This window comes from Paracoccus sp. KKT209 (genome assembly GCF_055635455.1).
This window is the reverse complement of record NZ_CM145758.1, coordinates 2,992,482-3,018,613: the sequence shown is the minus strand read 5'-3', so window position 1 is coordinate 3,018,613 and position 26,132 is coordinate 2,992,482. Positions and strand designations below refer to the sequence as shown.

General features: G+C 66.7%; 27 protein-coding genes. 8 read left to right on the top strand and 19 right to left on the bottom strand.

Going from position 1 to position 26,132, the window contains the following annotated elements; all coding sequences use genetic code 11:
* The first annotated feature begins 373 nt into the window (after positions 1-373).
* Together ACZ2G3_RS14995 and ACZ2G3_RS14990 are read left to right on the top strand one after the other, a co-directional pair.
* Positions 374-1,069 (top strand): helix-turn-helix transcriptional regulator, encoded by a 696-nt coding sequence (locus tag ACZ2G3_RS14995; protein WP_470396797.1) that lies wholly within the window; start codon positions 374-376, stop codon positions 1,067-1,069.
* Positions 1,066-1,596, top strand: a complete 531-nt coding sequence (locus ACZ2G3_RS14990) for a hypothetical protein (RefSeq protein WP_470396796.1) — start codon at positions 1,066-1,068, stop codon at positions 1,594-1,596. The genes ACZ2G3_RS14995 and ACZ2G3_RS14990 overlap by 4 nt, the downstream gene beginning before the upstream one ends.
* On the opposite strand, the gene ACZ2G3_RS14985 is transcribed toward ACZ2G3_RS14990, so the two are convergent.
* Positions 1,584-2,954, bottom strand: a complete 1,371-nt coding sequence (locus ACZ2G3_RS14985) for a DUF2254 domain-containing protein (RefSeq protein WP_470396795.1) — start codon at positions 2,952-2,954, stop codon at positions 1,584-1,586. The genes ACZ2G3_RS14990 and ACZ2G3_RS14985 overlap by 13 nt on opposite strands.
* Before the next feature lie 66 nt (positions 2,955-3,020).
* The gene (locus ACZ2G3_RS14980; RefSeq protein WP_470396794.1) at positions 3,021-3,248 is read right to left on the bottom strand and encodes a hypothetical protein; all 228 of its coding nucleotides are present in this window, start codon (positions 3,246-3,248) and stop codon (positions 3,021-3,023) included.
* A gap of 147 nt (positions 3,249-3,395) precedes the next feature.
* On the opposite strand from ACZ2G3_RS14980, the gene ACZ2G3_RS14975 reads away from it, so the two are divergent.
* The gene (locus ACZ2G3_RS14975) at positions 3,396-3,707 is read left to right on the top strand and encodes a DUF2934 domain-containing protein (protein ID WP_470396793.1); all 312 of its coding nucleotides are present in this window, start codon (positions 3,396-3,398) and stop codon (positions 3,705-3,707) included.
* A 49-nt stretch (positions 3,708-3,756) separates the two neighbouring features.
* Here ACZ2G3_RS14975 and ACZ2G3_RS14970 read toward each other — a convergent pair whose 3' ends face one another.
* From ACZ2G3_RS14970 to ACZ2G3_RS14960, 3 genes are all read right to left on the bottom strand, one after another.
* Positions 3,757-4,230, bottom strand: a complete 474-nt coding sequence (locus ACZ2G3_RS14970) for a c-type cytochrome (protein WP_470396792.1) — start codon at positions 4,228-4,230, stop codon at positions 3,757-3,759.
* A gap of 181 nt (positions 4,231-4,411) precedes the next feature.
* Entirely contained in the window at positions 4,412-4,609 is a 198-nt protein-coding gene (locus ACZ2G3_RS14965; protein WP_470396791.1) for a hypothetical protein, read from the bottom strand.
* Between the two features lie 33 nt (positions 4,610-4,642).
* The gene (locus ACZ2G3_RS14960; protein WP_470396790.1) at positions 4,643-4,936 is read right to left on the bottom strand and encodes a hypothetical protein; all 294 of its coding nucleotides are present in this window, start codon (positions 4,934-4,936) and stop codon (positions 4,643-4,645) included.
* Between the two features lie 183 nt (positions 4,937-5,119).
* Between ACZ2G3_RS14960 and ACZ2G3_RS14955 the strand changes: the two genes are divergently transcribed.
* Positions 5,120-6,028, top strand: coding sequence for a DUF445 domain-containing protein (locus ACZ2G3_RS14955; RefSeq protein WP_470396789.1), 909 nt, complete (start codon positions 5,120-5,122; stop codon positions 6,026-6,028).
* A gap of 14 nt (positions 6,029-6,042) precedes the next feature.
* On the opposite strand, the gene ACZ2G3_RS14950 is transcribed toward ACZ2G3_RS14955, so the two are convergent.
* The 7 genes from ACZ2G3_RS14950 to ACZ2G3_RS14920 form a co-directional block, all read right to left on the bottom strand.
* Positions 6,043-7,053, bottom strand: a complete 1,011-nt coding sequence (locus tag ACZ2G3_RS14950; RefSeq protein ID WP_470396788.1) for an FUSC family protein — start codon at positions 7,051-7,053, stop codon at positions 6,043-6,045.
* Between the two features lie 102 nt (positions 7,054-7,155).
* A complete protein-coding gene (locus tag ACZ2G3_RS14945; protein ID WP_470396787.1) occupies positions 7,156-7,335 on the bottom strand; it encodes a CsbD family protein in 180 nt (59 codons plus the stop codon).
* Between the two features lie 83 nt (positions 7,336-7,418).
* Positions 7,419-8,438, bottom strand: coding sequence for a c-type cytochrome (locus ACZ2G3_RS14940; RefSeq protein WP_470396786.1), 1,020 nt, complete (start codon positions 8,436-8,438; stop codon positions 7,419-7,421).
* Positions 8,435-9,034 (bottom strand): cytochrome c oxidase assembly protein, encoded by a 600-nt coding sequence (locus ACZ2G3_RS14935; RefSeq protein WP_470396785.1) that lies wholly within the window; start codon positions 9,032-9,034, stop codon positions 8,435-8,437. Before ACZ2G3_RS14935 ends, ACZ2G3_RS14940 begins: the two co-directional genes overlap by 4 nt.
* Positions 9,031-9,417, bottom strand: coding sequence for a hypothetical protein (locus tag ACZ2G3_RS14930; RefSeq protein WP_470396784.1), 387 nt, complete (start codon positions 9,415-9,417; stop codon positions 9,031-9,033). The genes ACZ2G3_RS14935 and ACZ2G3_RS14930 overlap by 4 nt, the downstream gene beginning before the upstream one ends.
* An 11-nt stretch (positions 9,418-9,428) precedes the next feature.
* Positions 9,429-11,975 carry a cbb3-type cytochrome c oxidase subunit I gene (locus tag ACZ2G3_RS14925; protein WP_470396783.1) on the bottom strand — a complete coding sequence of 849 codons (2,547 nt, stop codon included), beginning with the start codon at positions 11,973-11,975 and terminating at the stop codon, positions 9,429-9,431.
* Positions 11,972-12,976, bottom strand: coding sequence for a cytochrome c oxidase subunit II (locus tag ACZ2G3_RS14920; protein ID WP_470396782.1), 1,005 nt, complete (start codon positions 12,974-12,976; stop codon positions 11,972-11,974). Before ACZ2G3_RS14920 ends, ACZ2G3_RS14925 begins: the two co-directional genes overlap by 4 nt.
* A gap of 407 nt (positions 12,977-13,383) precedes the next feature.
* On the opposite strand from ACZ2G3_RS14920, the gene ACZ2G3_RS14915 reads away from it, so the two are divergent.
* Genes ACZ2G3_RS14915 through ACZ2G3_RS14900 form a run of 4 tightly spaced genes read left to right on the top strand, consistent with a single transcriptional unit; the run spans position 13,384 to position 17,005 of the window.
* Positions 13,384-13,947, top strand: a complete 564-nt coding sequence (locus ACZ2G3_RS14915; RefSeq protein WP_470396781.1) for a serine O-acetyltransferase — start codon at positions 13,384-13,386, stop codon at positions 13,945-13,947.
* Positions 13,948-13,949: 2 nt separating this feature from the next.
* Positions 13,950-15,515, top strand: a complete 1,566-nt coding sequence (locus ACZ2G3_RS14910; RefSeq protein WP_470396780.1) for an AMP-binding protein — start codon at positions 13,950-13,952, stop codon at positions 15,513-15,515.
* A 34-nt stretch (positions 15,516-15,549) separates the two neighbouring features.
* Positions 15,550-15,786 carry an acyl carrier protein gene (locus ACZ2G3_RS14905; protein WP_470396779.1) on the top strand — a complete coding sequence of 79 codons (237 nt, stop codon included), beginning with the start codon at positions 15,550-15,552 and terminating at the stop codon, positions 15,784-15,786.
* Positions 15,773-17,005, top strand: a complete 1,233-nt coding sequence (locus tag ACZ2G3_RS14900; protein ID WP_470396778.1) for a type III PLP-dependent enzyme domain-containing protein — start codon at positions 15,773-15,775, stop codon at positions 17,003-17,005. The genes ACZ2G3_RS14905 and ACZ2G3_RS14900 overlap by 14 nt, the downstream gene beginning before the upstream one ends.
* Before the next feature lie 19 nt (positions 17,006-17,024).
* On the opposite strand, the gene ACZ2G3_RS14895 is transcribed toward ACZ2G3_RS14900, so the two are convergent.
* From ACZ2G3_RS14895 to chvE, 7 genes are all read right to left on the bottom strand, one after another.
* Positions 17,025-18,065, bottom strand: coding sequence for a glycosyltransferase 61 family protein (locus tag ACZ2G3_RS14895; RefSeq protein WP_470396777.1), 1,041 nt, complete (start codon positions 18,063-18,065; stop codon positions 17,025-17,027).
* Between the two features lie 152 nt (positions 18,066-18,217).
* A complete protein-coding gene (locus ACZ2G3_RS14890; protein WP_470396776.1) occupies positions 18,218-19,429 on the bottom strand; it encodes an SGNH/GDSL hydrolase family protein in 1,212 nt (403 codons plus the stop codon).
* Positions 19,430-19,527: 98 nt separating this feature from the next.
* Positions 19,528-21,270, bottom strand: coding sequence for an L-arabinonate dehydratase (gene araD / locus ACZ2G3_RS14885; protein ID WP_419271709.1), 1,743 nt, complete (start codon positions 21,268-21,270; stop codon positions 19,528-19,530).
* A 9-nt stretch (positions 21,271-21,279) separates the two neighbouring features.
* Positions 21,280-22,275, bottom strand: a complete 996-nt coding sequence (araD1, locus tag ACZ2G3_RS14880; RefSeq protein ID WP_470396775.1) for an AraD1 family protein — start codon at positions 22,273-22,275, stop codon at positions 21,280-21,282.
* A 1-nt stretch (position 22,276) separates the two neighbouring features.
* Positions 22,277-23,464, bottom strand: coding sequence for a multiple monosaccharide ABC transporter permease (gene mmsB, locus ACZ2G3_RS14875; protein WP_470396774.1), 1,188 nt, complete (start codon positions 23,462-23,464; stop codon positions 22,277-22,279).
* Between the two features lie 12 nt (positions 23,465-23,476).
* Positions 23,477-24,997 (bottom strand): multiple monosaccharide ABC transporter ATP-binding protein, encoded by a 1,521-nt coding sequence (gene mmsA, locus ACZ2G3_RS14870; protein WP_419269403.1) that lies wholly within the window; start codon positions 24,995-24,997, stop codon positions 23,477-23,479.
* Positions 24,998-25,046: 49 nt separating this feature from the next.
* Positions 25,047-26,102 (bottom strand): multiple monosaccharide ABC transporter substrate-binding protein, encoded by a 1,056-nt coding sequence (gene chvE, locus ACZ2G3_RS14865; protein WP_470396773.1) that lies wholly within the window; start codon positions 26,100-26,102, stop codon positions 25,047-25,049.
* Positions 26,103-26,132 lie beyond the last annotated feature (30 nt).

Below are 26,132 nucleotides of genomic sequence, written 5' to 3'. Positions count from 1 at the left end.
GGCTCCCCCCAACGCAGGCACGGGTCGTCTTGGGCAATCAAGGGCGCCCTCGACGGACCCCAAGCGTGGCGCGTTCCAGGTCATCGCGAAAGCCGGACATCCGGGCGGTTGACGGGCAGCACCGCAGGGTGGGCCCTGCCACGGCCGGGTGGAGCAGGACGGCCACGCCCCTGCGGGCAGTCCATAGCCCATTTGGTATATGGAAATCCGGTGCATTCGCAGCCACAATCGGGTCATATTCCACGGCCGCCCGGCGGCAATCCGACGGCAGTTTTTTGCCCCGCCGCAGCGGGAGCGCCGGCCGGTCTCATCAGATGGAGGAACAATCAGGCGTTCTCGCCCTCGACTCCCTTGACAACATCAAGAGGCTGTTATGAGTGAACATGTACAGGACGTGGCGCAGAGCATTCCCCTGCGGGGCTGCCGCCGTCCCCCCGAGCTTGCGCTTGTGGGAAGCCGCAGCAGTTTCACCGAAAATCTTCTGCGCGCGACCAGCCACGAATTCCGTGACCATCCCCTGATCCACCTGCCGACGCTTGACGCGCTTGGGGCCATGCCACCCGAACAGACCGCATCGGTCCGCCTGCTGCTGGTCGACGAGGGCACGCTGGGCGCCGCGACCGAGGCTGCCCTGCGCCTTGCGGGACCGCGCGTCAGGATCGTCCTCGCCTATCTGGATGCCGAGGCCGCGGCCCGTCGATACCACGATCCCTGCCTGCCGACGACGATCCACAGCTTCGTGCCACTGGACGTGCGGCTGGATGTCTGGCTTTCGCTGCTGAAGCTGCTGCTGCATGGCGGCAAATACGTCCCCGAAGAACTGCTGAACCACCGGCCCCATCGGAACCCGGCACCGGGCGGCCTGGCCGAGCTGCCGCTGCTGGGGCTAACCCGCCGCCAATACGACGTGCTGGAGCTGGTCGCCGAAGGTCACCCGAACAAGGTCATCGCCCTGCGGCTGGGCCTGTCCGACCACACGGTCAAGCTGCATCTCCACAACATCATCAGCAGGCTGGGCGTAACCAACCGCACGGAAGCCGCTGCCCGCTTTCGCGACATGCGGCCATGATCAAGAACCATCCCGGCCTGCCCGCCGGAACGCCGCCCGCCATGGCGGAGAACCTGGACGCGGTCCTGCTGCGCGTCGGCGTCATGAACTATTCCTGGAGCAACACGGAAAGCCTGCTGATCCACCTTCTGGCAGGCTTGGCCGGGGTTCGCGAAGACATCGCCGTGGTGCTTTTCCTGTCGCTGAAGTCGACGCAGGCCCGCATCGAACTGATCGAGCGCCTGGCCAAGCTGTGCCGCCCCGCCGGCGACGAACGGCGCGAACTGCTGGCCCTGATGCAGCGGTTCACCCGGCTTGCCGCGACCCGGAACCGGTTCAACCACAGCATCTGGTCCTTTGATCTTGAACAGGGCTCGATCTCGACCATCCTGATGCGGATCGCCGATCGCCGCGACGGGGTGCTGTTCGGCAAATGCGAGCCGCTTGATGCGAAGGAGATGGCGCGCCTGGACGAAGCCTTGGGGGACCTCAGCGACCTCAACCGGGCGATCTGGGCCTTTCTCAAGCGCTACGGCTATCCGGTCTGAACAACAGCCCTCTCGCGGCCCGGGCGGATGGCTGCCAGTACCTCCAGCGTCCGCTGGCCCTGTTTCTCCACATCCTCCAAGTCGGCGCTGTTGCGGATCTCGCGCCGCGCGTCTTCCAGGATGGCATGGGCCTGATCCCGCAGTGCCGCCTGCTGGTCGCCGGTATTGGCGCAAGGAGCCATCGCCTGCAGGGCCTTCAGCAGATGGATCAGGATGATCGGCTTGTCGCATCCGCTCTGGCGGATCTGGCTGAACGAAGCGTTCAGCAGGCTGCCATAGCTGGGGCGCGGACAGATCACGCGCAGGACCCCGTCCCTGTCCTGAAAGACGCCGCGCGGCACGGATCGCTGCAGCAGTTCTGCCCAGGATGCCGACACCCGGTGGATGACCGACACCGCCGTGTAGGGGTCGTTGATGCCCGGCGACAGCGCCCGCACGGCGATCTCGACCAGGTGACGGATCGAGAATTCAAGGTCCTGTACCGGCGTCCGGTGCACGCCCAAGGTGATCGCGCGTTCGATGCTATCCGCCAGCCTGTCCGAGGCCCGGCTGGCCGGATAGATGCCGAAGGCCTGGCCGTTCGGGATCGCGAAATCCCCGGCCCGCAGCTTCAGCCCGACCAGGACATCGGCCGCACGGGCGGCGTCGATGATCCGTTGAAGCTCGATGGCCTGAATGTAGCCCGAGGACCGGACACCGAAGAAGGCGGCGCCCGCCTCGAAATCATCCGGCAGCGCGTCCCTTGGATCGGCCCCCTCGCCCAGGGGGCGCAGGTCTGCGACACCCCGGTCCAACTCGCGGCCCACCGCGTCGATCAGCGTCTCGGACATGATCGAGGCGGCCAGTTCATGGATATGCAGGACCATCAGGGCGACGCTGGCGATGGTCAGCCCAATCGCCAGCGTGACGGACAGATAGGCATGCATCGCGTCTTCGTCGCCCGCCTGGATGAAGGACAGCAGCAGCAGGCAGTAGATGATCGTCATCACGAAAGTGCCCAGCACGAACTGGGTCTGCAGGCGGCCCATGAAGTTCCGGATCAACCGGGGGCCGAACTGGCTGGTGGCCAGGGTCAGCACCACCATGGTGATCGAAAAGACAAGGCTGGCCATCGTGATCATCGAGGTCAGGACCGTCGCCAGAAGTTCGCGCGCCTGAGCCGGCGGGCTGACATAGACCAGGCCCGGCAGGCTGTCCTTTGGCCCCTGGTCCAGCCAGTGATCGGTCGCCAGCGCCAGAAAGGTCAGCACCGGCGCAAGGACGCCCATGACGGCGGGAAGAAACCACAGGCTGGTGCGGACCGAGTCCCACAGCGCCCGGGCCGCGTTGCCGCGGGACAGAAGTCGATGGTCGTTCATGTGCTGGATGCTCCGCAATTCATCGTGCCGCCGCGCCGGCAGGTCCGCGGCGGCGGTCCGGCAGGTTCAGGATGCCGCCGTGCCGCGGCCCGCGGCCCGGGTCAGCAGCGTAATGACCTGTCGCAGGCTCAGGTCATGCCGGGTCAGCAGGCGTATGCCGATGGTCAAGACACCCAGCCCTCGCGAAAGCCACTGCTCAATCCAGCCGGTAGCGAAACCAGGCCGCGAAGGGGCCAGGATCAGGAGCGTGCCTGTCGGATGGTCGAGGATCCGGCGGGTCCTGGTGTCGATCATGAGAAATCTCCGTGGCAGGGACTTCGATCAATCGCCTGCGCGGGGATATGTTCCTGTCGCCGCTGCACGCGACCAGCCGTCCCCTGCCGGTCGGGAACATTGAGGCGCGCGGCCGGTTCGGGGAGAACAGGATGACGAGAGGATACCATGGAACAAAGTGAACTGATCCGCCAGCGCGCGCACCAGATCTGGGAAGCCGACGGCCGCCCCGAGGGCCGCGAGGCCGAGCACTGGGCCCGCGCCCAGGAAGAACTGCGCCAGGAGGGCGCGCTGGAGGAGGACGATGCCTTGGCGGAGGGCTATCAGGATGACACCTCCTCCGCGCCGAGCCGTGACCTTGACCCCGATGACATCGGATCGGCCGACGGGCACATCATCGAGGCAGGTGAGGGCGGAACCGCCGGAGGACCCGACGAGGCCGACGAGGCGCTGCAGTCGCCTGTGTCGTCGCGGGATTGAGGCCGCCGTTCCGGGGCTTCCCCGGGACGCACCGCCCGTTCAGGATCGCTCAGCGGGCGCCGTCCCTGGTCGAGACATCATCCTGGAACGCGCGTTCGCGCGCGGGCCAGGTGCTCTTGATATAGGCCAGAACGGCGCGGATCTGGTCGTCGGTCAGTGTGTCTGCGAAGGCCGGCATGTCGCTCTCATATCCCTCCACCACGGCGCCCAGACCCAGCTTGGTAATGTTGAAAAGTTGCCGGTCGGCGTGGTGCCAGGTGTGGCCGCTGGCATCATGGGGCGGCGCGGGCATGCGGCCGCTTTCCAAAGGGGTCTTCCAGTCGGGCTGCCCCTCCAGCTTGCCGCCGTGGCATGAGGCACAGTTTTCGGCGTAAAGCGTCTCGCCAAGGGCGATCCGGTCGGGCGGTACGACCTCGCCTAGGAAGGTCACGTTTTGGGGTTCCTGGCCGGGCTGCAGGTGAAAAAGTCCCGCAATCAGCCCTGCCAGTCCCAAGCCTCCCAGTAGCAGATAAACCCGTCTCATGCCGTTCCCGCTTTGCCTCCTGTCTGCGCTATCAGACCACTTCAGCGGCCGGCAAGCCAGGATGCAACAGGTGCGGCAGCTTGATGCGGAGGCATAAGCCTTGGCGCCGCCCTGGGCAGATCAGGCCAGCCGCCCACCGAAGCGGTAGAGGACCAAGGACGTGCACCTTGGTCCCAAGCGCTTACTTGTTGGTGCGCCCCCGCTGGTCGGGATCGATCCCGCCCTGCGGATTGGTGTCGTTCCCGACATCACCTTCGTAGGTGTTCTCTCCTCCGACGGGCGGGTCTTTCCGGTCCATACCCTTGGACCTGCCGATGCCGGGATCGCTGCGCAGATCGGCATCCGTCGGCTTGTCGGTCTTTTCGTGCTTGTTGCTCATCTTGTTGCTCCTTTCAGCCGTGATAGGCCGGAGTCACTCCTCCGCGTCACGGTCCGGGCGCTCGTCGGGCAGATGGTCGGGCTTGGACGCGGCCCCTGCCTCTCCCTTGCCGGGGGCGTGGTTCGCGGTGTGGTCGTGGTGCTGCTGGGTGTGGACATGGCGGGAATCCAGACCGCGCTCGTCCGAGTGGCGGGACTTGTCGCGATTGGACAGGATCTCGTTGTCGGGCAGGGGCTCCACATCGATGGGGCTCATCCCGCCGCTGCCGTCGCCTTTTCCCTGGTCCTGCTGGCCGGGGCCGAACTTCTTGCCGCTTGCATGTGCCATGGGGTTCTCCTTTCAGGGCCGTGAATGCCCGTCGATCCCGAACCGGCGTGTGGCGGAAATGTTCCTGCCTTCGTCTCAGGGGCCCATCCCACCCTTGTAGTAGCCAAGACGTGAGGGCCCCACCCGGAACGGCAGCCAAGGTGAGGCGTTGTGCCGGCCCACGCAGCCAGACAGGAGATCGACATGACACTGACGAACTGGAAAATGCGCAGCACTGCCCTGGCAGCTGTTCTCAGCCTGCCCTTCGCGACCGGCGCGGCACTGGCTCAGGAGGCGACCGCGACGGATCAGGCGTCCCCCGCCACCCAAAGCGAGCAGACTTCCTCTCCGGATCAGCAGACCGCGCAGATGGACGCGCAAACGAACGCACAGTCCGCGGGCCAGGATGCCTCCGGCAATCCGCAACCCGACGCGCTTGTCGCCACCGTGGGCGAGGCCGAGATCCGCGGTGACGACGTGATGACGGTGGTGGGCATGCTGCCGCCGCAGTTGCAGGCGCAGTCGCCGCAGATGCTGGTCCCCATCGCGCTGGAGCAGTTGATCATGCGCGAACTTGTCCTGGAAAAGGCTCGGAGCGAAAACCTCGCCCAAGACCCCGAAGTGACCGAGTTGGTGCGCCGCACCACCGAGGATGCCGAAAAGAACGCGATGGTTCAGGTCTGGCTTGACCGCGAGATGGCCAAGGCCGTCAGCGACGAAGCGGTCCAGCAGAGCTATGACGAAGCCCAGGCGCAGGGCCAGCAGGACCTGCCGCCGCTCGAGGTGGTGCGCCCGCAGATCGAGCAGCACCTGCGCCAGCAGGCCATGCAGGAGATCCGGGTGATGCTGCGCGAGGGCGCGGATGTGGTACTCTATGATCCCACGGGGCGCCCTATTGAGGAGCCGGCGACTTCGGGAGATACCGGCGGCGCCTCCGCTGAAGGCGGAAGTGAGGCAGGTCAGATGTCCGGGAATGCCGACACCACGAGGAGCGGTTCATCCTCGACGGCAACGCCGCAGGAAACTGAGGGTGAAGCAGCGGACGGCGCTGCCTCGTCGGCCGATTCTGGCGCCGATGCTCCTGCCGAGGCCGAGCAGCCCTCCGGCAACTGATCGGCGAATCGGCTTTATCGGCTGGCGTCGATCAGGGCGGCAAGCGTCCGGCGAACCTCCTGAAGGCCAAAGGCCAAGGCGTTCCGGTTTCGATGACGCCGCGAGTCGGCATCGTCATGGGGCAGAGAGATCTGCAGTTCGGCCAAGATGTGGTCGATGCGTTCCGTCTGCCCCACCGGGTTCGCGTCGCCCTCGGCCAAGGCGGTAAGGGCGGCGCAGGCTTCCTCCCGCAGCCGATCAAGCCGCGATTTCAATTCCTGACTGGTCGCCGAGGGCATGAGATCTGCCTCGGCGGCCCGCTCAAGGATGATGACCGAGTTATAAAGTCGCCGCAGTGCCTCCAGGCGGCGGTTCATCCCAGCACGATCCGCCATTTTGACCACGGCCAGCGCCTCCTGCGCCTGCTGCACCGCCTTATGGTATTCCGAGACATGGTCATGCAGGGCAGACCCCGTTCCCTCTTGGGCAGCAGCCTTCAGCGCATCGCCCAGACGCGTGGCCGTGGCCCGCAGGGCACGGCGAAAGTGACGGTCGAACCGCACCTCGGCCCGGTCGGGCCAGATCACCAGCGCCGCCAGAACCCCCGTGGCCGCGCCAAGCGCGATCGCCACGCCCCGTTCAGCTGAGGTTTCCAGCATGGCAGCCTCCGGCGCCAGCGCGATCCCGACCGCGGCGACCGCCCCATAGCTCCAGTCGGGGCGTGCCCCCGCGACGCCTCCCACGACCAGCAGCGACAGGGCCAGGGCCGAGGTCGTGCCCCAGATATCGGGCAGCAGCGCCAGACAGGCCAGGCTGATCAGGCTGCCCACGACCGTCGCCTGAACGCGGGTGAAGGCGGCGCCCATCGTGCCGCCGACCGAAGGCTGGATGATCAGGACGGCGCTGAGGATGGCCAGGAACGCCTCGTCCAGGCCCAGCCAGCGCATCAGCAGGTAGGTTGCGGAGGCCGCCACGGCCGACTGCACGGCATGCCGCAGCATGTCGCGCCAGTTCGAACCAAGATGTCGCGTGATGTGGTGGAGCACGTCGGCCTCTGGGACGGTGCCGGAGACTGGTATCAGGAAGCAGATACTGGATGCAGGGCGGCCCCTCCGCGGGGCCGCCGAACCTGTCGGACGGGATTTGACCTACTTGTTGTCGCCGCTCAGGGCATCCTTGGCCTTGCCGACGCCCTTCTGGACCTTGCCTTCGACCTGATCGGCCTGACCGCTGCGCTCGGTCTCCTTGTCGCCGGTTGCCTTGCCGATGGTTTCCTTGGCCGAGCCGATGACGTCCTTGGCCTGACCCTTGGTGCGATCTTCGTTCATCCGCGTTCTCCTTTTCGATTGGTCCTTGGCAACGGTCGCGGCCCGCGATTGTTCCCCTGCCGGCCCGCGATCCGGCCCTTGGGTCACGGTTCACGGGCGGCGAAATAGGCCGCCAGGGCCTCGATCTGCGGGTCCGTCAGACCTTGGGCTGCGGCGTGCATCAGGACGGACCGTTCACCGCCGCCCCGCTTGCCGGCCCGCCAGAGGATCAGCTGCTGCTGCAGATAGTCGCGGCCTTGGCCATCCAGGCGCGGGATCAGCGGGTTGCGGTTGTTCGGCCCGTGACAGGACAGGCAGGCCGGAATGTCGGCCGTCCCCCTGCGCGCCAGTGCCTCTGCCCCCTCGGGAACCGGGGCGTCCGGCCCATCGGCGGGAGCGGGCAGTTGCGACAGTTCCTGGGCCAGCTGCCCGTCCCGGGCCGGATCGATGCGGCTGATCGCGTGGGACATGATCCCGCTGGGCCGGGCGCCCGAGCGGTAGGCAGCAAGGGCGGTGGCAATATAGGCGGGCTGCAGGATGTCCAGGCGTGGGGCGCGCGGCGTGCCTTGGGGGCCATGACAGCCGGCGCAATAGCCCCCGGGGGCCGCATCGGTCAGCTGGGTGTAATCCTCCGCGGTCATTCCGTGCTGCACGGCGGTCAGGAAGGCCACCACGGCCCAAACCTCGTCCCCGCGGCCGGCATCGGGCCAGGCGGGCATGCCCGACATCTTGACGCCTTCTTCAACGATCCAGTGCATTTCCTCGGGGCGCCAAGGGGCCACGGCCTCCTCGACCTGCGGCGGGCGGGGCACCATCGAGGCGATGGTGGCCGTCGCCACCTCGCCCGGGCGAGCATGGCACATCCGGCAGGCGCTGTCATAGTGCCGTGCCCCCAGCTGGATCAGGGCCGGGTCCTCCAGATCCTCGGGAACCTCGGAAGGCGGCGGTGCGCGCAGTTCGACCGAGTTCCGGAAGGTCGTGTGCAGGACCCAGTTGGTGATGCCCCAGTGCCCCTGTTGCGCCGAGGTGTTGAAGAGGCCCAGGAACACCACGGCAAGACCTGCCAGGCCGGCCAGGACCCCCATCGCCGCGATGGTCAGGAGGACGGTCCGCAGCCTGTTCATGTCGTCACCCCGCGGCAGGACAGGGCCCGTGCCGCCAGCGCGACCCCTGCCAGCAGATAGACGGGCGTGCCGATGGCCAGCATCAGCATGCCGCCGACCGCCTGTCCCCCGGGATCGGGTGCCGTGCCGCAAAAGCCCGCATAGAGATCACGCGGCGCCAGCGTCAGAAGCGCGCCCAGCAGCGTCATGTGCATCGAGGTCAGCAGCAGGCCGCCCGCGCCCGCCAGCGCCTGCCCCGCATCGCCGGTCGCGGCCGCGCGCAGGCAGCCTGCCCAGACCAGCAACCCGGCCAGCAGGAAGCTGGCCTGTTCCAGCGCGAAGCCCAAGGGCAGCCGATAGGCCAGCCCGTGCGCGGCGGGCATGTGCCAGGCCCAGACCAGCGCGAATTCGATCGCCGCCGCGACCAGGGGAGAGATGGCCAGCCAGCGGCCAAGCGCGGGGAAACCCAGCACCAGCAGCGGCGCCGCCAGTGCGACCAGGACCATGTGCCGCAGCATGTGCAGCGGAAAGCGCGGCGCAAGCTGGTCCAGCGGCAGCAGCCAGATCGCCGCCAGCAGAAGGATGCCGCCAAGGGCCGGGAGGCTGCGCGCGGTCATAGGCAGCTCGTAATGAAAAACGCGGGCAGGGCCACATAGACCACGCCCACGAAGGAGATGATGGACAGCAGCAGCGCCGCGTGCCCCAGGAAGCGATGGGGCCCCTCGACATGGTCGTCGTGATCATGGGGGCCCCATTGGCGATAGGACTGCCAGCCCTGCCAGGCGATCACGGCCAGGGCCAGCAGCGTCAGGCCCAGGATCGACAGGCGCAGGAAGGTGACGCCGTCCTCGGTCCCGACCTTGGCGCACCAGACGGCGGCGCCGGCATAGCAGAAGAGGAAGTGGAACGCCCAGACCGTGGGCGCCAGCGCGATGCGGAACAGGCTGCCGGTGGCACCGCGAAATTCTTCCTCGTCCTGGCGGTGGCTGATGCCGGGCATCGGGTCCTCCTTCACAGCAGCCTCGGGCCGAGGCCGATGACGGCGGCGGTGACCAGCACCGTCAGCACATGAAAGTGCCAGTAGAGCGAGACGTTCCACAGGTCGGCGTCATGATCAGGGTCGATCTTGCCGAAGATCGTGCCCGCCAGGCAGTAAAGCTGCATCAGCACGCCCACCAGGACATGCACGCCGGTCCAGATCACCAAGGCGCAGACCACCGCCGGATAGACATGGCTGGAGGGCGCCAGGTGCAGCACCGACAGGACCAGCATCCCGCCCCCCGCCAGCGCGGCCAGTGGACCCGCGACCAGCGCCGCCCGCGCCGCCCCGGTCCGGCCGGCGCGGTTCAGGTGCCGCGCCCCCAGGGTCAGCGCCCAGGCCAGGACCAGTGCCAGCGCCGACAGGCCCACCAGCCCCAGATCGGCATGGGCCGCGCCCTCAGGCGGAAAATTCGCATCCGCCGTCCAGTAGAAGAAGAACCCGAAGACGACCGAGGCGAAGGCCGTCGCATCGCCCAGCATGGTGATCCACATGGCCCACCAGCCCACCGATTGCGGCCCCGAGGCATAGGTCGGCAGGCTGAGGCCCAATCCGGCGTCCTTCATCTCGGCTTCCGGGATCCGGGCGGTGGAGGTCCAGAGCCAGTAGAGGATGCAGCCCACACCCACCGCCCCGGACAGGGCACCCGCGATGTAGTGATGGAAGGTCGGCAGGATGAAGCTGCCGCCGATGAACACTGCCGCGAGAAGCGTGATCCAGGCATCGCCGGTCACGCGCTGGACCTGAACCGGGCGCGCGTCGATGACGCTGGTCACCAGGGTCTCTCGATGACCTTCCGGGGCGTCCGGTAGGTAATAGCGGCCTGCGGACATGCGATCGACCAGCTTTGGCTGATCCCAGAGCGGATAGCGCGAGGTGATGTAGGGGATCGAGCGCACGCCCCAGTCATCGTCGGACAGCGTGTCGCTCCATTCCAGGGTGCCGGCGTTCCAGGGGTTGCGGGTCTGCAGGCGCGGCTTGCCGGGGCGCAGCAGGTCCCAGGTAAAGACCAGGAAGCCCGCCGCGATGATGAAGGCCCCGACCGAGGAGATCAGGTTCAGCAGGTTCCACCCCAGATCCGGCTGATAGGTGAAGACCCGGCGCGGCATGCCCAGCAGGCCTGTCAGGTGCATGGGCAGGAAGGTCAGGTTGAAGCCGCCGAAGATCAGCCAGAAGGCCCATTTGCCCAGCCGCACCGACAGCACCCGCTTGGTGAAGAAGGGAAAGAAGTAATAGACCCCGGCCATCACCGGCAGGATCATCCCCCCGAACAGGGTGTAATGCAGATGCGCCACGATGAAGTAGGTGTCATGCACCTGCCAGTCGAAAGGCGCGATGGCCAGCATGATGCCGGTCAAACCCCCGGCGGTAAAGATCGCCAGCCCGCCCGCGATCCAGAGCATCGGCAGGCTTTTCTGGACATGGCCCACCATCAGCGTGACCAGGAAGACGAACAGCTGGATGCCCGTGGGGATCACGACCGCCTCGGATGCGGCGGAAAAGAAGGCCAGCGAGATCATCGGCAGGCCCGTGGTGAACATGTGGTGCACCCAGAGGCCGAAGGACAGGAAGCCCGTCCCCACCGCCGACAGCACGATCCAGGAATAGCCGACGATCGGCCGCTGTGCCATCGTCGGCACGACCATGGCGGCAATTGCGACCGAGGGCAGGAAGACGATGTAGACCTCGGGGTGGCCGAAAATCCAGAAGAGGTGCTGCCAGAAGATCGGGTCGCCCCCACGCGACGGGTCGAAGAACGGCCAGTCCAGCGCCCGTTCCAGCTCGAACAGCAGGTCGCCCGCGATCAGTGGCGGAAAGGCGAAGAGGATCATGCCCCCCACCACCAGCACGTACCAGGCGTAAAGGGGCATCGTGTTGACGCGCATCCCCGGCGGGCGGCATTTCAGGACGCCCACGATCAGTTCGACCGCCGCCGCGATCGAGGCGATCTCGATGAACGACAGGCCCAGAAGCCAGATGTCCGACCCCACCCCTTCGTCCATCGTCGCCAGTGGCGGATACATGAACCAGCCCGACTTGGGCGCGGCGTCGAACAGGACCGAACCCAGCACGAAGACCCCGCCGATCAGGAAGGACCAGTAGCCGAAGGCCGAAAGGCGCGGGAAGGGCATGTCCCGCGCGCCTAGGAAGGCGGGTAGGATCAGGATCGCCATCGCCTCGAACAGCGGCACGGCGAAGAGGAACATCATCGCCGAGCCGTGCATCGTGAAGAACTGGTTGAAGCGGTCGGCGTCCAGGAACTGCATCCCCGGATAGGCCAGCTGCACCCGCATCAGCAGCGCCAGAACACCGGCGGCCAGCATGAAGGCGAAACAGGTCAGCGAATACCATTTGCCGACCTCGGAATTGTTCACCGACATCAGGTAGCGGATGCCGGTCTTGGTCTTCCAGACCTTGCGCAGGCGGTCCTCCTGGGCGGCGCGCAGATCCTGCGGAACCGGTTCGGCCAGCATCGCCTCGGTCGGGGGATAGGGGCCCTGAGGCTTGCGGTCGATCATTCGAGGCTCTCCAGATAGCCGGCCAGGGCGGCAAGCTCGTCTCGCGCCAGCCAGTCATAGGCCGGCATGGCGACCTGGGGCTTGATGTCCCGTGTATGGGCGATCCAGGTCATCAGGTCGTCGCGCTCGACCTCCATGATCCCGGCCGCCAGCGAGGCGCGGGAGGCCAGGTGCGTCAGGTCCGGGCCGACCGTGCCCGTGAACGCCGTGCCGCGAATTGCGTGGCAGGCGCCGCAGCCCTCGTCGCGGAAGATCGCCTGACCTTGCCGTTGAAGGTCGCTTTGGGGTTCGGGTGCGGGGGCGGCCTGTTCGGCCAGCCAGGCATCGAAGTCCTCGGGCGCCATCACGACCGCCTCGAAGGCCATCAGCGCATGAGAGGCGCCGCAGAATTCGGCGCATTGGCCGCGATAGAAGCCCTCGAGGTCGGGATGCAGGGTCAGCACGGTCTGGCGGCCCGGGATCATGTCCATCTTGCCGCCCAAGGAGGGGATCCACAGCGAATGGATATAGGTGCTGGCGGTCAGTTGCAGCTCGGTCCGGCTGCCGGCGGGAAAGCGGATCTCATTGGCCGATGCGATCGGTTCCTGCGCGCCCGGGGGCCAGTATTCCACCCGCCACCACCACTCCTCTCCATTGACGCGGATGACCAGGCCGTCGCCCGGCGCACGCTGCGACGGCATGATCGACAGCCCCCAGGCCAGCAGGGCGCCGACCACGAGGGTGGGCAGCACGACGCCGGCCCCGATGATGATCCGGTTCCCGTGGCGCAGGGCGACATGCCTGCGGTCGACCTGCGTGAAATAAAGGAACATCCCGTTCAGCGCGAGCCACAGGACAATGGCGCCGCCGAGCATCACCAGAAAGATCAACAGCAACTGGGCCGCATCCTGCCCGCCGGGCATCAGCGCCGATTGCGGCCCCTCGCAGGCACCCAGCAGCGATGGCAGGACCAGAAGGCTGAGCGCGGAACCGCGAGAGGCTTGCTTGCCGCGACGTGACATGAAGGACCCGGTTGTTTCCCCGAAACAAGCCCCCACGGAAAGGTGAAGTTCCGCCTGCGGGAAATTATAGATCACAGGACATTGCCCGGTGCGTCCGGAAGTTCGGTCAAGGCAATGACAGCGCAGTTTCCAATCAGAACGATAATGAAAAGGAATATTTCAACTTCAGGTATTAATCCCTGCACAGGGCGCGTGCAGTTTCTCTGGGCCAAAACATGCCGAGGCGCTGCAATACTGTTTTACAGAAAATAGTTGCCGCATATGTTAATTTCAGGCGTATGATCGATAGGGACTATCCGGAAGGGGCATGTTGCCCCTGCGTTTCGCAAGGATGATCGTGGCGTCCGCGTGACGGCGGTCCGCGGTCCGCGGTGCCGGCATGGCGTGTGTGTAGTCGGAGAGTGTAGATGTTACAGCTGGTTAGGGACGACTTCCGTCGACATGGCAGTCATATTCTGGAGCCTGCCTTTATCTCATTGGAGATCTACCGATACGGACGATGGGCAAACCAGCGCAGAAACCCGATTCTCAGGTTCATTGCCAACAAGGGCTATATGATCCTGAAAGTTCTTGTTTTGAATGTGACCAAGGTCTGGATTCCACCCCAAGTTGTAATAGGCAAGGATTTTCATATCATTCATGCTGAAGGGTCGCTGTCGATTCATCCCGACGTCATTATCGGGGACCGCTGCGGCGTCATGCACAACGTGACGATCGGCACGAACATGGGCGACGGTGCTCCGGTCATCGGCGATGACGTCTTCATCGGCGTGAACTCGACCGTGCTCGGCAGGATCAGGATCGGCGACAGGGTCCGGATCGGGGCCAACACCGCCGTGTCGACCGATGTGCCCTCCGATTCGACGGTTCTGGGATCGCCCGCGCGGATCTATCCCCGCCTGTCACCTCTGGCCCCCACCACGCCGCGGCCGGTGCCGTCGCCCGCGCTGATCTCCTCCGAGGTCCATTGATGATGCCGGGCCAGAGCCTGTACCGCCTGTTGGCCGACAACCTGCCGATCCGCCCCAACAAGATCGCCCTGATCGACGCGTCCCGCTCCGTCACCTATGCCGAGCTTTCGGCCGAGGCGGATCTGGTGGCCGACCATCTGGCAGGCATCGGCATCCGCGCCGGCGACAGGGTCATCGTGCACCTGCGCAAGGGCATCGAGGAGGTGGCCGCGATGTTCGGCGCCGCCAGGATCGGCGCCGTGGTGGTGAACGTGAACCATCAGTGGACCGCGCAGCAGCTTCGCCATGTCGCCACGGACAGCGGCGCGCGGGCGCTGGTCACCCGTCCCCAAGCCCTGAAGGAGCTGGAGGCCGGCGGCATGCCCGATGCGATCTGCGGCACGCTGCTGACCGCAGAGGGTGCGGCGACCGGTCTTGATCGGTGGTCCGGCCAGACCGCCCCCGGGCTGTCGCAAGAGGCCCGTCCCGGCAGCGACGACCTTGCGATGATCATCTATACCTCGGGATCGACGGGCCTGCCCAAGGGCGTGATGCTCAGCCACGCCAATATCCGCTTCGGCGCGGAATCGGTCACGTCCTATCTGGGCTTGACAGAGGAGGATCGCCTTCTGTCGGTCCTGCCCTACAGCTTCGATGCGGGCCTGAACCAGCTGACGACCATGCTGCTGACCGGCGGCAGCGTCGTCCACCAGCCCGTCGCCATGCCAAGCGAACTGGTTCGGTCGGTCCGCGAACACGATGTTACGGGCTTTGCCGGGGTGCCGCCGATCTGGAACCAGGTGGTGCGGCTGCTGATCCAGGCGCCGACGCCGATGCCGTCGCTGCGGCGGGTCACCAATACCGGCGGCAAGATCCCCCCGGATATTCTCGACCGGATGCCCGAGGTCTTTCCCGGCGTGGACATCTACCTGATGTACGGCCTGACCGAGGCCTTCCGCTCCACCTATCTGCCGCCGGCCCGGTTTGCGGCCAAGAAGGGTTCGATCGGACAGGCGATCCCTAATGCCAGCATCCATGTGGTGCAGCATGGCAAGGGCTTGGCGGGGCCGGGCGAACAGGGCGAGCTGGTGCACGGTGGCCCGCTGGTCAGCCTGGGCTACTGGAACCGGCCTGACCTGACCCGTCAGAAGATCCGTCCCTGTCCCGAGCTGAGGCATATCCTAGGCGATGCGCCCGTTGTCTATAGCGGCGATCTGGTGCGGGTGGACGAGGAGGGGGACCTGTGGTTCGTCGGCCGGATCGACGACATGATCAAGACCAGCGGCTTCAGGCTGAGCCCGACCGAGGTCGAGGATCAGGTCTCGCAAAGCGGCATGGTGGCAGAGGTGGTGGCCTTTGGCGTGGAGGACGACGACCTGGGCCAGGTCGTGCATATCGCCGTCAGCGGGCTGGACGGCTTCGATCCGGCGGCGCTGCTGGCCCACTGCCGCAGGTCCATGCCGCATTACATGGTTCCGCGATGGATCCACCCCTGGCCGGGCCCGATGCCGCGCACGGCCAGCGGCAAACTGGACAGGCCGGCCGTCATCGCCGGGTCCAGGGCCATCCGGCTGGCGGAAGCCGGGTGACCGGTCGTTGTTTCAAGAGGGGGGCCCCTGTGCCATGTTTCTGACTGCACAAAGCGTGATCGACTTTCTGAAGAATTCGCTGAATGTCGATGGCTGGATCGACGCCAGCACCAGACTGTTTTCCACCGGCCTTCTGGATTCGGTGGCCATGATGAACCTGATCGGCTTTGTGGAAAGCACCACTCGCATCGAGGTCCATCCGGCGGATGTCACACTGGACAATTTCGACAGCGTCGACCGGATCGTCCAATATGCCAATGCCCAGCAGTGAGACGGCGCTGGATGCCTGCCTGTCGCAGGCGGCGCAAAGGTTCGGCACGCCCGCCTATGTCTACCTGACGGACGACATCGAGCACAGGATCGCGCAGATCCGGGCATCGCTGGGCCGGTGGTTCCATCTCAGCTATGCGATGAAGTGCAATCCCAACCCGGCCCTGCTGGGCTGGCTGGCGGACCGGATCGACGATGTCGACGTCTCCTCGATCAGCGAGTTCCACCTGGCCCGTCGGGCGGGCTGGGACGCCGCGCGGGCCAGCTTTACCGGTCCGGGCAAGCGCGCGGTCGAGATCCGGCAGGCGGTCGAGGCCGGGATCGGGGAACTGGTGGTCGAGAACCTGCGCGAGGCGCGGCTGGCCGACCGGGCGGCGGCCGACCTTGGCCTGCGGCAGGACATCCTGATCCGCCTGGCGCCCTCCAGCGTGCCCAAGGGGTTCGGCGACCAGATGGCCGGACGGCCCAGCCCCTTCGGCTTTGACATCGAGAGCGCCGATGAGGAACTGCCGCAGGTCCTGGCCCTGCCGCATCTGAACTTGGTGGGCCTGCACATCTATTCCGGCACGCAATGCCTGAAGCCGCAGGCGATCTGCGAGAATTATCGCATCTTCATGTCGATCTTTCGCGACATCTGCGGCCGTCACGACATCATCCCGCAAAAGCTGGTCTTTGGCTCGGGCCTGGGCGTGCCCTACCACCCCGAGGACAAGCCGCTGGACCTGCAGGAGATGGCGGAGGGCATCGGCCCCGACCTGGACGCCTTTCGGGCAGAGCCCCGGTTTTCCGGCACCCGGCTGGTCCTGGAACTGGGGCGCTACCTGGTGGGAGAGGCGGGCTATTTCCTGACCAGCGTCATCGGCACCAAGCTGTCGCGCGGGCGCAACATCGCCATCTGCGACGGCGGGATGAACAACCACCTGCCGGCCTCGGGGCATTTCGGCATGGTGATTCACAGGAACTACCGGATGCACCGGATCGGCGGCGGCGAGGCGACCGAGCGCTACAATATCGTCGGGCCCCTGTGCACCTCGATCGACCGCCTGGCGGGCGATGTCGCAATGCCGGTTCTGTCCGAAGGGGACGTCGTGGCGATCCATGTCAGCGGCGCCTATGGCCTGACCGCCAGCCCGCTGCATTTCATCAGCCACCCCCTTCCACGCGAGGTGCTGGTCGAGGGCGACCGGATGACCGATGTCACCTGGCTGACGGGGTCATAGCCCTCCCTGGAGAAGGCGATCAGGTCAGCAGGTCCAGGGTGCGCCTCACGTCGTCCCAACTGACCGTGAACCCCGTGGTCGAACCTTCGCCGACCACCAGGGCATAGCGCTGGTTCTGCCGGTCGGTCAGCGTCTTCAGCGCGGCCACCGTGCGGTCGGGCGGCTGAAACACCAGAAGCGCGGCTCCCGGCGGCATCATGGCCAAGCCGTGGGCAAGGTGGCTGCCCTCGACGCCCGCGATGATCGCGGCCTCTCCGCATAGATCCGCGATCTGATCCACCGACGCCGTCAGCGGGTCCAGCAGGCGAAAGCCGTAGGTCTGGGCCAGCTGCTCGGCGATCTGACGCTCGTTCTCCATCACCCGGGCATCGCCGCTCTTGCCGCGCAGGATGAAGACGCCGGGCAGGGGGCTGCAGCTTCGCCCGGCCAGCAGGCGGCGGCGCATCTCGGCGGCACGCCGCGTCTTGCCGTCGTTGTTGGGCATGTCGTCGAACAGGACCAGCTCGCGGAAGTGGATGGTTTCCTTGCGCAGGGGGGTCATGCCCAGCAGGCTTTCATAGCGCGGCATGTGGCCGGTAGGCGTCAGCAGGCTGGTCACCGTGGTGCTGCCGGGTTCCGCCAGCAGATAGGTCAGGCAGTCGTCGCTGAGCCAGTTCCCGAACCACCGGTTGCCCAGCCAGCTTTCGTACATCGTCGCGCTGATGACCTCGCGTGGGACGCGATAGGTCAGCGGCCGCGACCGGCGGGCGCGCAGGTGACGCTGCCGGCCCTTGGCATAAAGGACGCCGTCCACAAGATCGACGTTTTCCACGCGGAAGGCGGTGGTGGGCCGGTCGAGGCTGTCATACCCCCCGCGCAGCGCCTTCATGACGATCTCGGGCGTGGCGAATTCCGTGCCCCGGATGCGCTCCAGCTGCCCCGGCAGATGAAGGGCGGGGGGAACATGCCGCTTTCCGCCTGGCGCCAGCTGCCACTGGTCGTGGGCGCCCTCCGCCAGGTCCGGCTGGCCGCTGCCCATCAGGCGCTGGCCATAGGCTTGAAGGGGTCTCAGTGAGAGCATGTCGCCACCCTTGCCGTCGCGAAGGCCCGCAAGGACGCGCCATGCAGAGGCCACGTTGAAATACCCGTGCGCCGACTAAGCCCCGAATTTTGCAGCCGGACAAGCCCTTCTGCGTGACCCAGAAAGCCTTCCCTGACGGCCGCGCCCAAAGCTCAGTTCCAGATCCGGGGCCGCGTCTCCACCAGGTCGATGATGGCCTGCGCGATCAGCCGGTGATCCGCGGCCGAGGGATGCCAGTTGCAGGCCGTCCGCTCCAGGCCAGGGATCGACAGAAGATCGATCCGCGTGTCGCCTTGGGCGCGCCGCGCGGCGACGACGGCTTCATGGGCCGCCACGAACTCGTCGCCATATTCCGCCAGTGCCACGACCAGAAGATGGGCGCCCGGATGATCGGCGCGGATGTCCTGCAACAGCCGCAGATAGCCGTCGACGAAGTCGGGGGGCAGCTCGCTTGTCTGCCACAGCCCCAAGAGCCGGCGCCGGGTCACCAGGTCGTTCGAGCCGATCTGGACCACCACCAGATCGGGCGACCAGGCGGCATCCGCCCCGGCCTCCGGATCGTCGGGGGCCGTCATCGGGTAGAGGTCCAGCATGGCCGGGACGGCACCTTCCGCGTCGGGGGTCAGGCGGATGCCCGAGGCGGCGATCATCTGGTAGTCGGCGTCGAAATGCCGGGCAACCTGGGGCCCGAAGGATTTCTGCGTGTCGGTGGTTTCCAGAAAGATGTCATAGCCGTCACAGTCGCGGGCCGGCGACAGGTTGCCCAGCCCGACGGTATCGGAATCGCCCACGAACTCGATCTGCCGATTGTGCGGGGCCGGCGGCGCCAAAGGCGTGCCCCCTTCCGGCAGGAAGAAGCCCAAAAAGCGCCCCGCACCCGAGGGTGATTCGCTGACCTTCTCCAGACGGATGCCGTGCGGCCCGGGGCCCAGGCCCGACAGGCGGACCACCCGCCGGCCCGGCGTCACGACCTGAAGAACCGGCCCCTCCGGTCCGTCCAGCTGGATCCGATAGCGGTTGACCGGATCGTCGAAGGCCATGTCCAGCGCGTCGCCCTCAAAACGCGCCGTCGCATGCACCGCAGGCCATTGATGCCGAAAGGCACCCGGTCCTGCCTCCGGGTCGATTGGGTCCAAGGGCGCGACACGCCCGACGACCGTCGCCGCCAGGGGCGCCGCTCCTGCGATCTGAGACAGGTCCAATGTCTCCACCTGAAGGCCCGGCAGGTTGCCCGTCTCCTCGATCAGGAAGGGCTGCGACAGCCCCGCCAGATGCGGCAGCGACGCCGGGGCCACCTCTGCCAGCCCCAAGGCTGGGCCGAGCGACATCGTTACCGCAACGAAGGCTGCCAGAAGACGGGCCATGTCTGATCCTTAAGAACCGGATCCAGGCTAGCCTCGGTCGGGCCTTGGGAAAAGCCCCGGGACGGCGGATCGTGGCCCCGGAAAAGGCGCGATTTTCATCAATGGCTGTCCTTTCCGACGTCGTTTCCGCGGCATCCCTTGAGGAAGTCCATGTCTGCGCCGGTGTCGGCGCCCATGACGTGCTGCTGGTGGAGCCAGGCATAGCCGCTGGTGGGGGGATCGGGCAGGGGCTGCCAGGCGGCCAGGCGGGCGGCCAGCTCGGCCTCGGGGATGTCCAGGTGCAGGCGGCGGGCGGGGACGTCCAGCTCGATCATGTCGCCCGAGCGCACCACCGCCAGCGGGCCGCCGGCCGCGGCCTCGGGCGAGGTGTGCAGCACCACCGTCCCATAGGCCGTCCCCGACATCCGCGCGTCCGAGATGCGCACCATGTCGGTCACGCCCCGGCGCAGCACCTTGGGCGGCAGGCCCATGTTGCCGACCTCGGCCATGCCCGGATAGCCCTTGGGACCGCAGTTCTTCAGCACCATGACGCAGGTCTCGTCGATGTCGAGGTCCTCGTCCTCGATGCGCGCCTTGTAGTCGTCGATGTCCTCGAAGACGACCGCGCGGCCGCGATGGACCAGCAGATGCGGGCTGGCGGCCGAGGGCTTCAGCACCGCCCCGGCAGGCGCCAAGTTGCCCTTCAGCACCGCGATGCCGCCCTGCGCCGTCAGCGGCCGGTCAACGGGCAGGATCACCTCCTCGTTCCAGTTCACGACGTCGCGGACCTCGTCCCAGATCGTCATGCCGCTGACCGTCAGCGCGTCCCGGTGCAACTGTCCCGCCTCGGCCAGGCGCTTGATCACCACCGGCAGGCCGCCGGCATAGAAGAACTCCTCCATCAGGTACTGGCCCGACGGCATCAGGTTCACGATCGTGGCCACGCCGCGGCCAAGCCGGTCCCAATCGTCCAGGGTCAGGTCGACCCCCACCCGTCCGGCCATGGCCAGCATGTGGATCACCGCGTTCGTGGACCCACCGATGGCGCCGTTCACGCGGATCGCGTTCTCGAAGGCGTCCCTGGTCATGATGTCCGAGGGCTTGAGGTCGTCCTTGACCATCTGCACGATCCGCCGCCCCGACATCTGCGCCATCACCCGGCGGCGGCTGTCCACGGCCGGGATGGCGGCATTGCCCGACAGCGCCATGCCAAGCGCCTCGGCCATCGAGGCCATGGTGCTGGCCGTGCCCATCGTGTTGCAGGTCCCGGACGATCGCGACATGGAGGCCTCGGCCTCCAGGAACTCGTCCTGGGTCATCAGCCCGGCCTTGACCGCCTCGCTGAAGCGCCACAGATGCGTGCCCGAGCCCACCCGCTCGCCCCGGAAATGCCCGTTCAGCATCGGCCCGCCGGTCACCACGATCGAGGGGATGTCGCAGGAGGCCGCCGCCATCATCAGGCTGGGCGTGGTCTTGTCGCAGCCGACCAGCAGCACCGCCCCGTCCATCGGCTGGCCGCGGATCGTCTCCTCGATGGCCAGCGCCGCCAGGTTGCGAAACATCATCGCGGAAGGGCGGAAGGTGTTCTCGGAGGCGGAAAAGACCGGCACCTCGACCGGAAATCCGCCCGCCTCCCACACGCCCGCCTTCACCTTCTCGGCCAGTTCGCGCAGGTGGCCGTTGCAGGGGGTCAGCTCGGACCAGGTGTTCAGGATGCCGATAATCGGGCGCCCGTCGAACAGGTCATGGGGATAGCCCTGGTTCTTCAGCCAGCCGCGGTGATAGATCGTGTCGCGCGAATTGCCGCCATACCATTCCTGCGAGCGCAGTCGGCGGGGCCAGGGGGCGGGGGTAAAGCTCATCGTCGGACCTCAGAGGGCGGCGACCGCGACCGGGGTCGGGTCGGCATCATGTTGCAAAAGCGGGTTCTGCAGCGGCAGGCCGAAATCGGGGCATTCGATCCGGAAGATGTCGCCCGCCCGCGCGGTGATCCCGTCGGCGAATGACAGCGTGGCGGTGCCGAAGAAATGCACATGCACGTCGCCCGGCTGGCGGAACAGGTCGTACTTGAAGTGGTGGTGCTCCAGGTTCGCCAGGCTGTGGGACATGTTCGCCTCTCCCGACAGGAAGGGCTTTTGCCAGACCGTGGCGCCGTCGCGGACCAGGCTGCTGGTGCCCTCAAGATGCGCGGGCAGTTCGCCCACCCGCAGTTCGGGGCCGAAGCTGGCCGGGCGCAGCTTGGAATGCGCCAGCCACAGATAGTTGCCGCGCTCGGTCACGTGGTCCGAGAACTCGTTGGCCAGGGCAAAGCCCACCCGCAGCGGCCGCCCGTCCGGGGCGATCACGTAAAGGCCCGCGATCTCGGGCTCCTCGCCCGCATCCTCGGCAAAGCCGGGCGAGACCAGCGGCCCCCCCGGCGCGACCGCGGCATGACCGTTGCCCTTGTAGAACCATTCCGGCTGCGCGCCGATGCCGGCCGCGGGCTTGCCGCCCTCCAGCCCCATGCGGAACATCCTCATGCTGTCGGTCACGTTCTCGGCCAGGCTCTCGGCCGCGCCCTGGTGCATCGCGTCGCGCGTCGCGGCCGAACCCAGATGCGTCAGCCCGGTGCCCGTCAGGTGCAGATGCGCCGGGTCGGGATGATCCAGCGGCACAAGCAGCCGACCCGCCTCCAGCGCCGCGACCAGGTCGACCGCCGCGCCCCGGCCCCGCGCCTCGATCTCGGCCCCCAGCCCGCGCCCCGCCGCATGCGCCGCCAGCGCCAGATCCCGCGTCGAGGACACCCCCCGCACCAGATGCGCCCCATCATCGCCCCGCACCGCAACGCCACGCGTCCCGTCCTCAAGCGTCAGCTGCGAAAGCCACATCTCAGGCCTCCCGGTTCTTGTTGTAGACGTCGAAGACGACGGCGGCCAACAGCACCAGGCCCTTGATGACCTGCTGGTAATCGATGCCGATGCCCATGATCGACATGCCGTTGTTCATCACCCCCATGATGAAGGCCCCGACGACGGCGCCCACGATCCGGCCCACGCCCCCCGACATCGACGCCCCGCCGATGAAGACCGCGGCGATCACGTCCAATTCGACCGCGAATCCGGCCTTGGGGGTGGCGGTGTTCAGGCGGGCCGCGAAGATCAGGCCCGCCAGGGCCGCCAGCAGGCCCATGTTGACGAAGACAAGGAAGGTCAGGCGTTCGGTCCGGATGCCCGACAGCTTGGCGGCCTTGGCGTTGCCGCCGACCGCATAGACGCGGCGGCCGATGGTCGTGCGCTCGGTCAGGAAGACATAGACGACGGTCAGGATCACCATCGACAGCAGCACGTTCGGCAGGCCGCGGAACCAGGCCAGCTTCCAGGTCACGAACAGCAGCGCCGCGGCGACGATGGCGTTGCGCAGGACAAAGAGGCCGAAGGGCTCGTCCTCGATCCCGTAGCGGGCGTTGCGGGCGCGGGTGCGCATGCCCTGCCAGACGATCAGCAGGGCGGCGACCACCCCCACCGCCAGTGCCACGCCGTTCGGGCGGCCGATGCCGAACAGATCGGGAATGAAGCCGGTGGACAGCAGCTGAAAGCTGTTCGGAAAGGGCCCGATCGACTGGCCGGCCAGCAGCCACAGCGACAGCCCGCGAAAGACCAGCATCCCCGCCAGCGTCACGATGAACGAGGGGATCTTCCAGTAGGCGACGAAATATCCCTGCACCGCGCCGATGGCGATGCCCGCCACCAGGCAGGCGGCGCCCGCCAACCAAACGGGCATTCCCCAGCTGACGATCATCACCGCCGCCAGCGCGCCGATGAAGCCCATGACCGACCCCACCGACAGGTCGATATGGCCGCTGACGATGACCAGCAGCATCCCCAGGGCCATGATGATGATATAGCTGTTCTGCAGGAACAGGTTGGTGATGTTCACCGGCTTCAGCAGCACGCCGCCGGTCACGATCTGGAAGAACGCCATGATGGCGATCAGCGCGAACAGCAGCCCGTATTCGCGGATGTGCTTGGCAAAATAGGCGCCGATGCCGGTGGCCGGCGCGTGGTCGGTATGTTCCATCCGCGTCTTTCCCTATTCCCTGACGATCAGCGACATGATCGCTTGCTGGCTGGCGGCGTCACCGGCCAGTTCGCCCACGAAGCGGCCTTCGTTCATCACATAGATCCGGTCGCACATGCCCAGCAGCTCGGGCATCTCGGACGAGATCATGATGACCGCCTTGCCGGCGGCGCTGAGGTCGTTGATGATGTTGTAGATTTCATATTTCGCGCCGACATCGATGCCGCGCGTCGGCTCGTCCAGGATCAGCAGCTCGGGTTCGGTGAACAGCCATTTCGACAGGACCACCTTCTGCTGGTTCCCGCCCGACAGGTTCACCACCTTCTGAAAGACCGAGGGCGTGCGGATGCGCATCGCGCGGCGATAGGTCTCGGCCACCTCGGTCTCGCGGTTGTCGTCGACGACGCCGCGGGTGGCCACGGCGTCCAGGTTGGCCAGCACCGTGTTGCGGCGGATCGTCTCGTCCAGGATCAGGCCCAGGGACTTGCGGTCCTCGGTCACATAGGCCAGCCCGGCCTTGATGGCCCGGTCCACGGTCGAGACATCGACCGGCCGCCCGTGCATCAGCACCTGCCCTGAAATGTCGCGCCCGTAGCTGCGGCCGAAGATGCTCATCGCCAGCTCGGTCCGGCCGGCGCCCATCAGGCCCGCGATGCCCACGACCTCTCCGGCGCGGGCCGTCATCGACAGGTTGCGGATCATCTGGCGGTCACGCTGTTCGGGATGCCAGACGTTCCAGTCGCGCAACTCGAAGACGGTGTCGCCGGCCTGACGGTCGCGTTCGGGATAGCGGTGGGCCATGTCGCGGCCGACCATGTCGCGCACGATGCGGTCCTCGGTCAGCTCGCCCCCGCGCGCATCGATGGTCGAGATCGTCGCCCCGTCGCGGATGACCGTGACGCTGTCGGCGATGCGGCGCACCTCGTTCAGCTTGTGGCTGATGATGATCGAGGTGACGCCCTGCGTCTTCAGCTCCAGCAGCAGGTCCAGCAGTGCCTGGCTGTCGCGTTCCGAAAGTGCGGCGGTGGGTTCGTCCAGGATCAGCAGGCGCACGTTCTTGGACAGCGCCTTGGCGATCTCGACCAGCTGCTGCTGGCCGACGCCCAGGCTTTCGACGCGGGTGCCCGGCGGTTCGCGCAGGCCGACCTTGGCCAGCAGCGCCTCGGTCTGGCGAAAGGTCTCGGGCCAGTCGATCACGCCGCGGGTGGCACGTTCGTTGCCCAGGAAGATGTTCTCGGCCACGGTCAGCAGCGGCACCAGGGCCAGCTCCTGGTGGATGATGATGATGCCCTGCGCCTCGCTGTCGCGGATGGTGCGGAAATCGGCGACCTCGCCGTCAAAGACGATCTGGCCGTCATAGCTGCCGGTCGGATAGACGCCGGACAGCACCTTCATCAGGGTCGATTTGCCGGCGCCGTTCTCGCCGCAGATGGCGTGGATCTCGCCCTCGCGGACCGACAGGCTGACATCGTCCAGCGCCTTGACGCCCGGAAAGCGTTTGCTGATGCGGCGCATTTCAAGAAGCGCGGTCATGTGCTGTTCCTTGCTGGGGCCGCCCCCGCGACGGGGGCGGCCCGCTGCGTCACTGGATCTGGTCGGCGCTGTAATAGCCCGACTCGACCAGCACCTTTTCCCAGTTCGACTTGTCGACCGGCACCGGCTCCAGCAGATAGGAGGGCACGACCTTGACGCCGTTGTCATAGGTCTCGGTGTCGTTGACCTCGGGCTCGTTGCCCTCCAGCATCGCCTCGACCATGCCGACGGTGACGCGGGCCAGTTCGCGCGTGTCCTTGAAGACCGTCGAATACTGTTCGTCGTTCAGGATCGACTTGACCGACTGCACCTCGGCGTCCTGGCCGGTGACGATGGGCATCGCCATGTCGCCCGAGCCATAGCCGACGCCCTTGAGCGAGGACAGGATGCCGATCGACAGCCCGTCATAGGGCGACAGAACGCCATGCACCTGCGCGTCGGTGTAGTTGGCCGACAGCAGGTTATCCATCCGCGACTGCGCCACCGCGCCGTCCCACCGCAGCGTGCCGACCTTGTCCATGCCGGTCTGGCCGGACATGACGGCGATCTCGCCCGCATCGATCATCGGCTGCAGCACCGACATGGCGCCGTCGTAGAAGAAATAGGCGTTGTTGTCGTCGGGGCTGCCGCCGAACAGCTCGACATTCCACGGCTTCTGGTCCGGGAAACGCTCCTTGAGGCCGGCGACCAGCGAATTGGCCTGCTCGACGCCCACCTTGAAGTTGTCGAAGGTGGCATAATAATCGACATCGGGCGTATCGCGGATCAGGCGGTCATAGGCGATCACCTTGATGTCGGCGGCCTTGGCATTGGCCAGGGCGTTCGACAGCGTGGTGCCGTCGATGGCCGCGATCACCAGGACGTCGACGCCCTTGGTGATCATGTTCTCGACCTGGGCAAGCTGGTTGGGGATGTCGTCCTCGGCATATTGCAGGTCGGTCTCGTAGCCCGCGTCCTGGAACTGCTTGACCATGTTGTTGCCGTCATCGATCCAGCGGGCCGACGACTTCGTGGGCATCGAGATGCCCACGGTTTCGGCCATGGCGCCGGTGGCCAGCCACGACACTCCGATCGCCAGCGCGACCGCGGCGGTTCTGATCTTCATGCATCCTCCCCCGTGGCGGATCCGGCCGCC

Excerpts from the sequence above, each read along its gene's own strand:
- ACZ2G3_RS14965 (WP_470396791.1), bottom strand. The coding sequence starts at position 4,609 with ATGAGCAACAAGCACGAAAAGACCGACAAGCCGACGGATGCCGATCTG.
- chvE (WP_470396773.1), bottom strand. The coding sequence starts at position 26,102 with ATGAAGATCAGAACCGCCGCGGTCGCGCTGGCGATCGGAGTGTCGTGG.
- ACZ2G3_RS14910 (WP_470396780.1), top strand. The coding sequence starts at position 13,950 with ATGCCGGGCCAGAGCCTGTACCGCCTGTTGGCCGACAACCTGCCGATC.
- ACZ2G3_RS14935 (WP_470396785.1), bottom strand. The coding sequence starts at position 9,034 with ATGACCGCGCGCAGCCTCCCGGCCCTTGGCGGCATCCTTCTGCTGGCG.
- ACZ2G3_RS14960 (WP_470396790.1), bottom strand. The coding sequence starts at position 4,936 with ATGGCACATGCAAGCGGCAAGAAGTTCGGCCCCGGCCAGCAGGACCAG.
- ACZ2G3_RS14980 (WP_470396794.1), bottom strand. The coding sequence starts at position 3,248 with ATGATCGACACCAGGACCCGCCGGATCCTCGACCATCCGACAGGCACG.
- ACZ2G3_RS14940 (WP_470396786.1), bottom strand. The coding sequence starts at position 8,438 with ATGAACAGGCTGCGGACCGTCCTCCTGACCATCGCGGCGATGGGGGTC.
- araD (WP_419271709.1), bottom strand. The coding sequence starts at position 21,270 with ATGAGCTTTACCCCCGCCCCCTGGCCCCGCCGACTGCGCTCGCAGGAA.
- ACZ2G3_RS14945 (WP_470396787.1), bottom strand. The coding sequence starts at position 7,335 with ATGAACGAAGATCGCACCAAGGGTCAGGCCAAGGACGTCATCGGCTCG.
- ACZ2G3_RS14955 (WP_470396789.1), top strand. The coding sequence starts at position 5,120 with ATGACACTGACGAACTGGAAAATGCGCAGCACTGCCCTGGCAGCTGTT.
- ACZ2G3_RS14925 (WP_470396783.1), bottom strand. The coding sequence starts at position 11,975 with ATGATCGACCGCAAGCCTCAGGGCCCCTATCCCCCGACCGAGGCGATG.
- mmsB (WP_470396774.1), bottom strand. The coding sequence starts at position 23,464 with ATGGAACATACCGACCACGCGCCGGCCACCGGCATCGGCGCCTATTTT.
- ACZ2G3_RS14920 (WP_470396782.1), bottom strand. The coding sequence starts at position 12,976 with ATGTCACGTCGCGGCAAGCAAGCCTCTCGCGGTTCCGCGCTCAGCCTT.
- ACZ2G3_RS14970 (WP_470396792.1), bottom strand. The coding sequence starts at position 4,230 with ATGAGACGGGTTTATCTGCTACTGGGAGGCTTGGGACTGGCAGGGCTG.
- mmsA (WP_419269403.1), bottom strand. The coding sequence starts at position 24,997 with ATGACCGCGCTTCTTGAAATGCGCCGCATCAGCAAACGCTTTCCGGGC.
- ACZ2G3_RS14985 (WP_470396795.1), bottom strand. The coding sequence starts at position 2,954 with ATGAACGACCATCGACTTCTGTCCCGCGGCAACGCGGCCCGGGCGCTG.
- ACZ2G3_RS14915 (WP_470396781.1), top strand. The coding sequence starts at position 13,384 with ATGTTACAGCTGGTTAGGGACGACTTCCGTCGACATGGCAGTCATATT.
- ACZ2G3_RS14995 (WP_470396797.1), top strand. The coding sequence starts at position 374 with ATGAGTGAACATGTACAGGACGTGGCGCAGAGCATTCCCCTGCGGGGC.
- ACZ2G3_RS14930 (WP_470396784.1), bottom strand. The coding sequence starts at position 9,417 with ATGCCCGGCATCAGCCACCGCCAGGACGAGGAAGAATTTCGCGGTGCC.
- ACZ2G3_RS14905 (WP_470396779.1), top strand. The coding sequence starts at position 15,550 with ATGTTTCTGACTGCACAAAGCGTGATCGACTTTCTGAAGAATTCGCTG.
- ACZ2G3_RS14900 (WP_470396778.1), top strand. The coding sequence starts at position 15,773 with ATGCCCAGCAGTGAGACGGCGCTGGATGCCTGCCTGTCGCAGGCGGCG.
- ACZ2G3_RS14990 (WP_470396796.1), top strand. The coding sequence starts at position 1,066 with ATGATCAAGAACCATCCCGGCCTGCCCGCCGGAACGCCGCCCGCCATG.
- ACZ2G3_RS14895 (WP_470396777.1), bottom strand. The coding sequence starts at position 18,065 with ATGCTCTCACTGAGACCCCTTCAAGCCTATGGCCAGCGCCTGATGGGC.
- ACZ2G3_RS14890 (WP_470396776.1), bottom strand. The coding sequence starts at position 19,429 with ATGGCCCGTCTTCTGGCAGCCTTCGTTGCGGTAACGATGTCGCTCGGC.
- ACZ2G3_RS14975 (WP_470396793.1), top strand. The coding sequence starts at position 3,396 with ATGGAACAAAGTGAACTGATCCGCCAGCGCGCGCACCAGATCTGGGAA.
- araD1 (WP_470396775.1), bottom strand. The coding sequence starts at position 22,275 with ATGTGGCTTTCGCAGCTGACGCTTGAGGACGGGACGCGTGGCGTTGCG.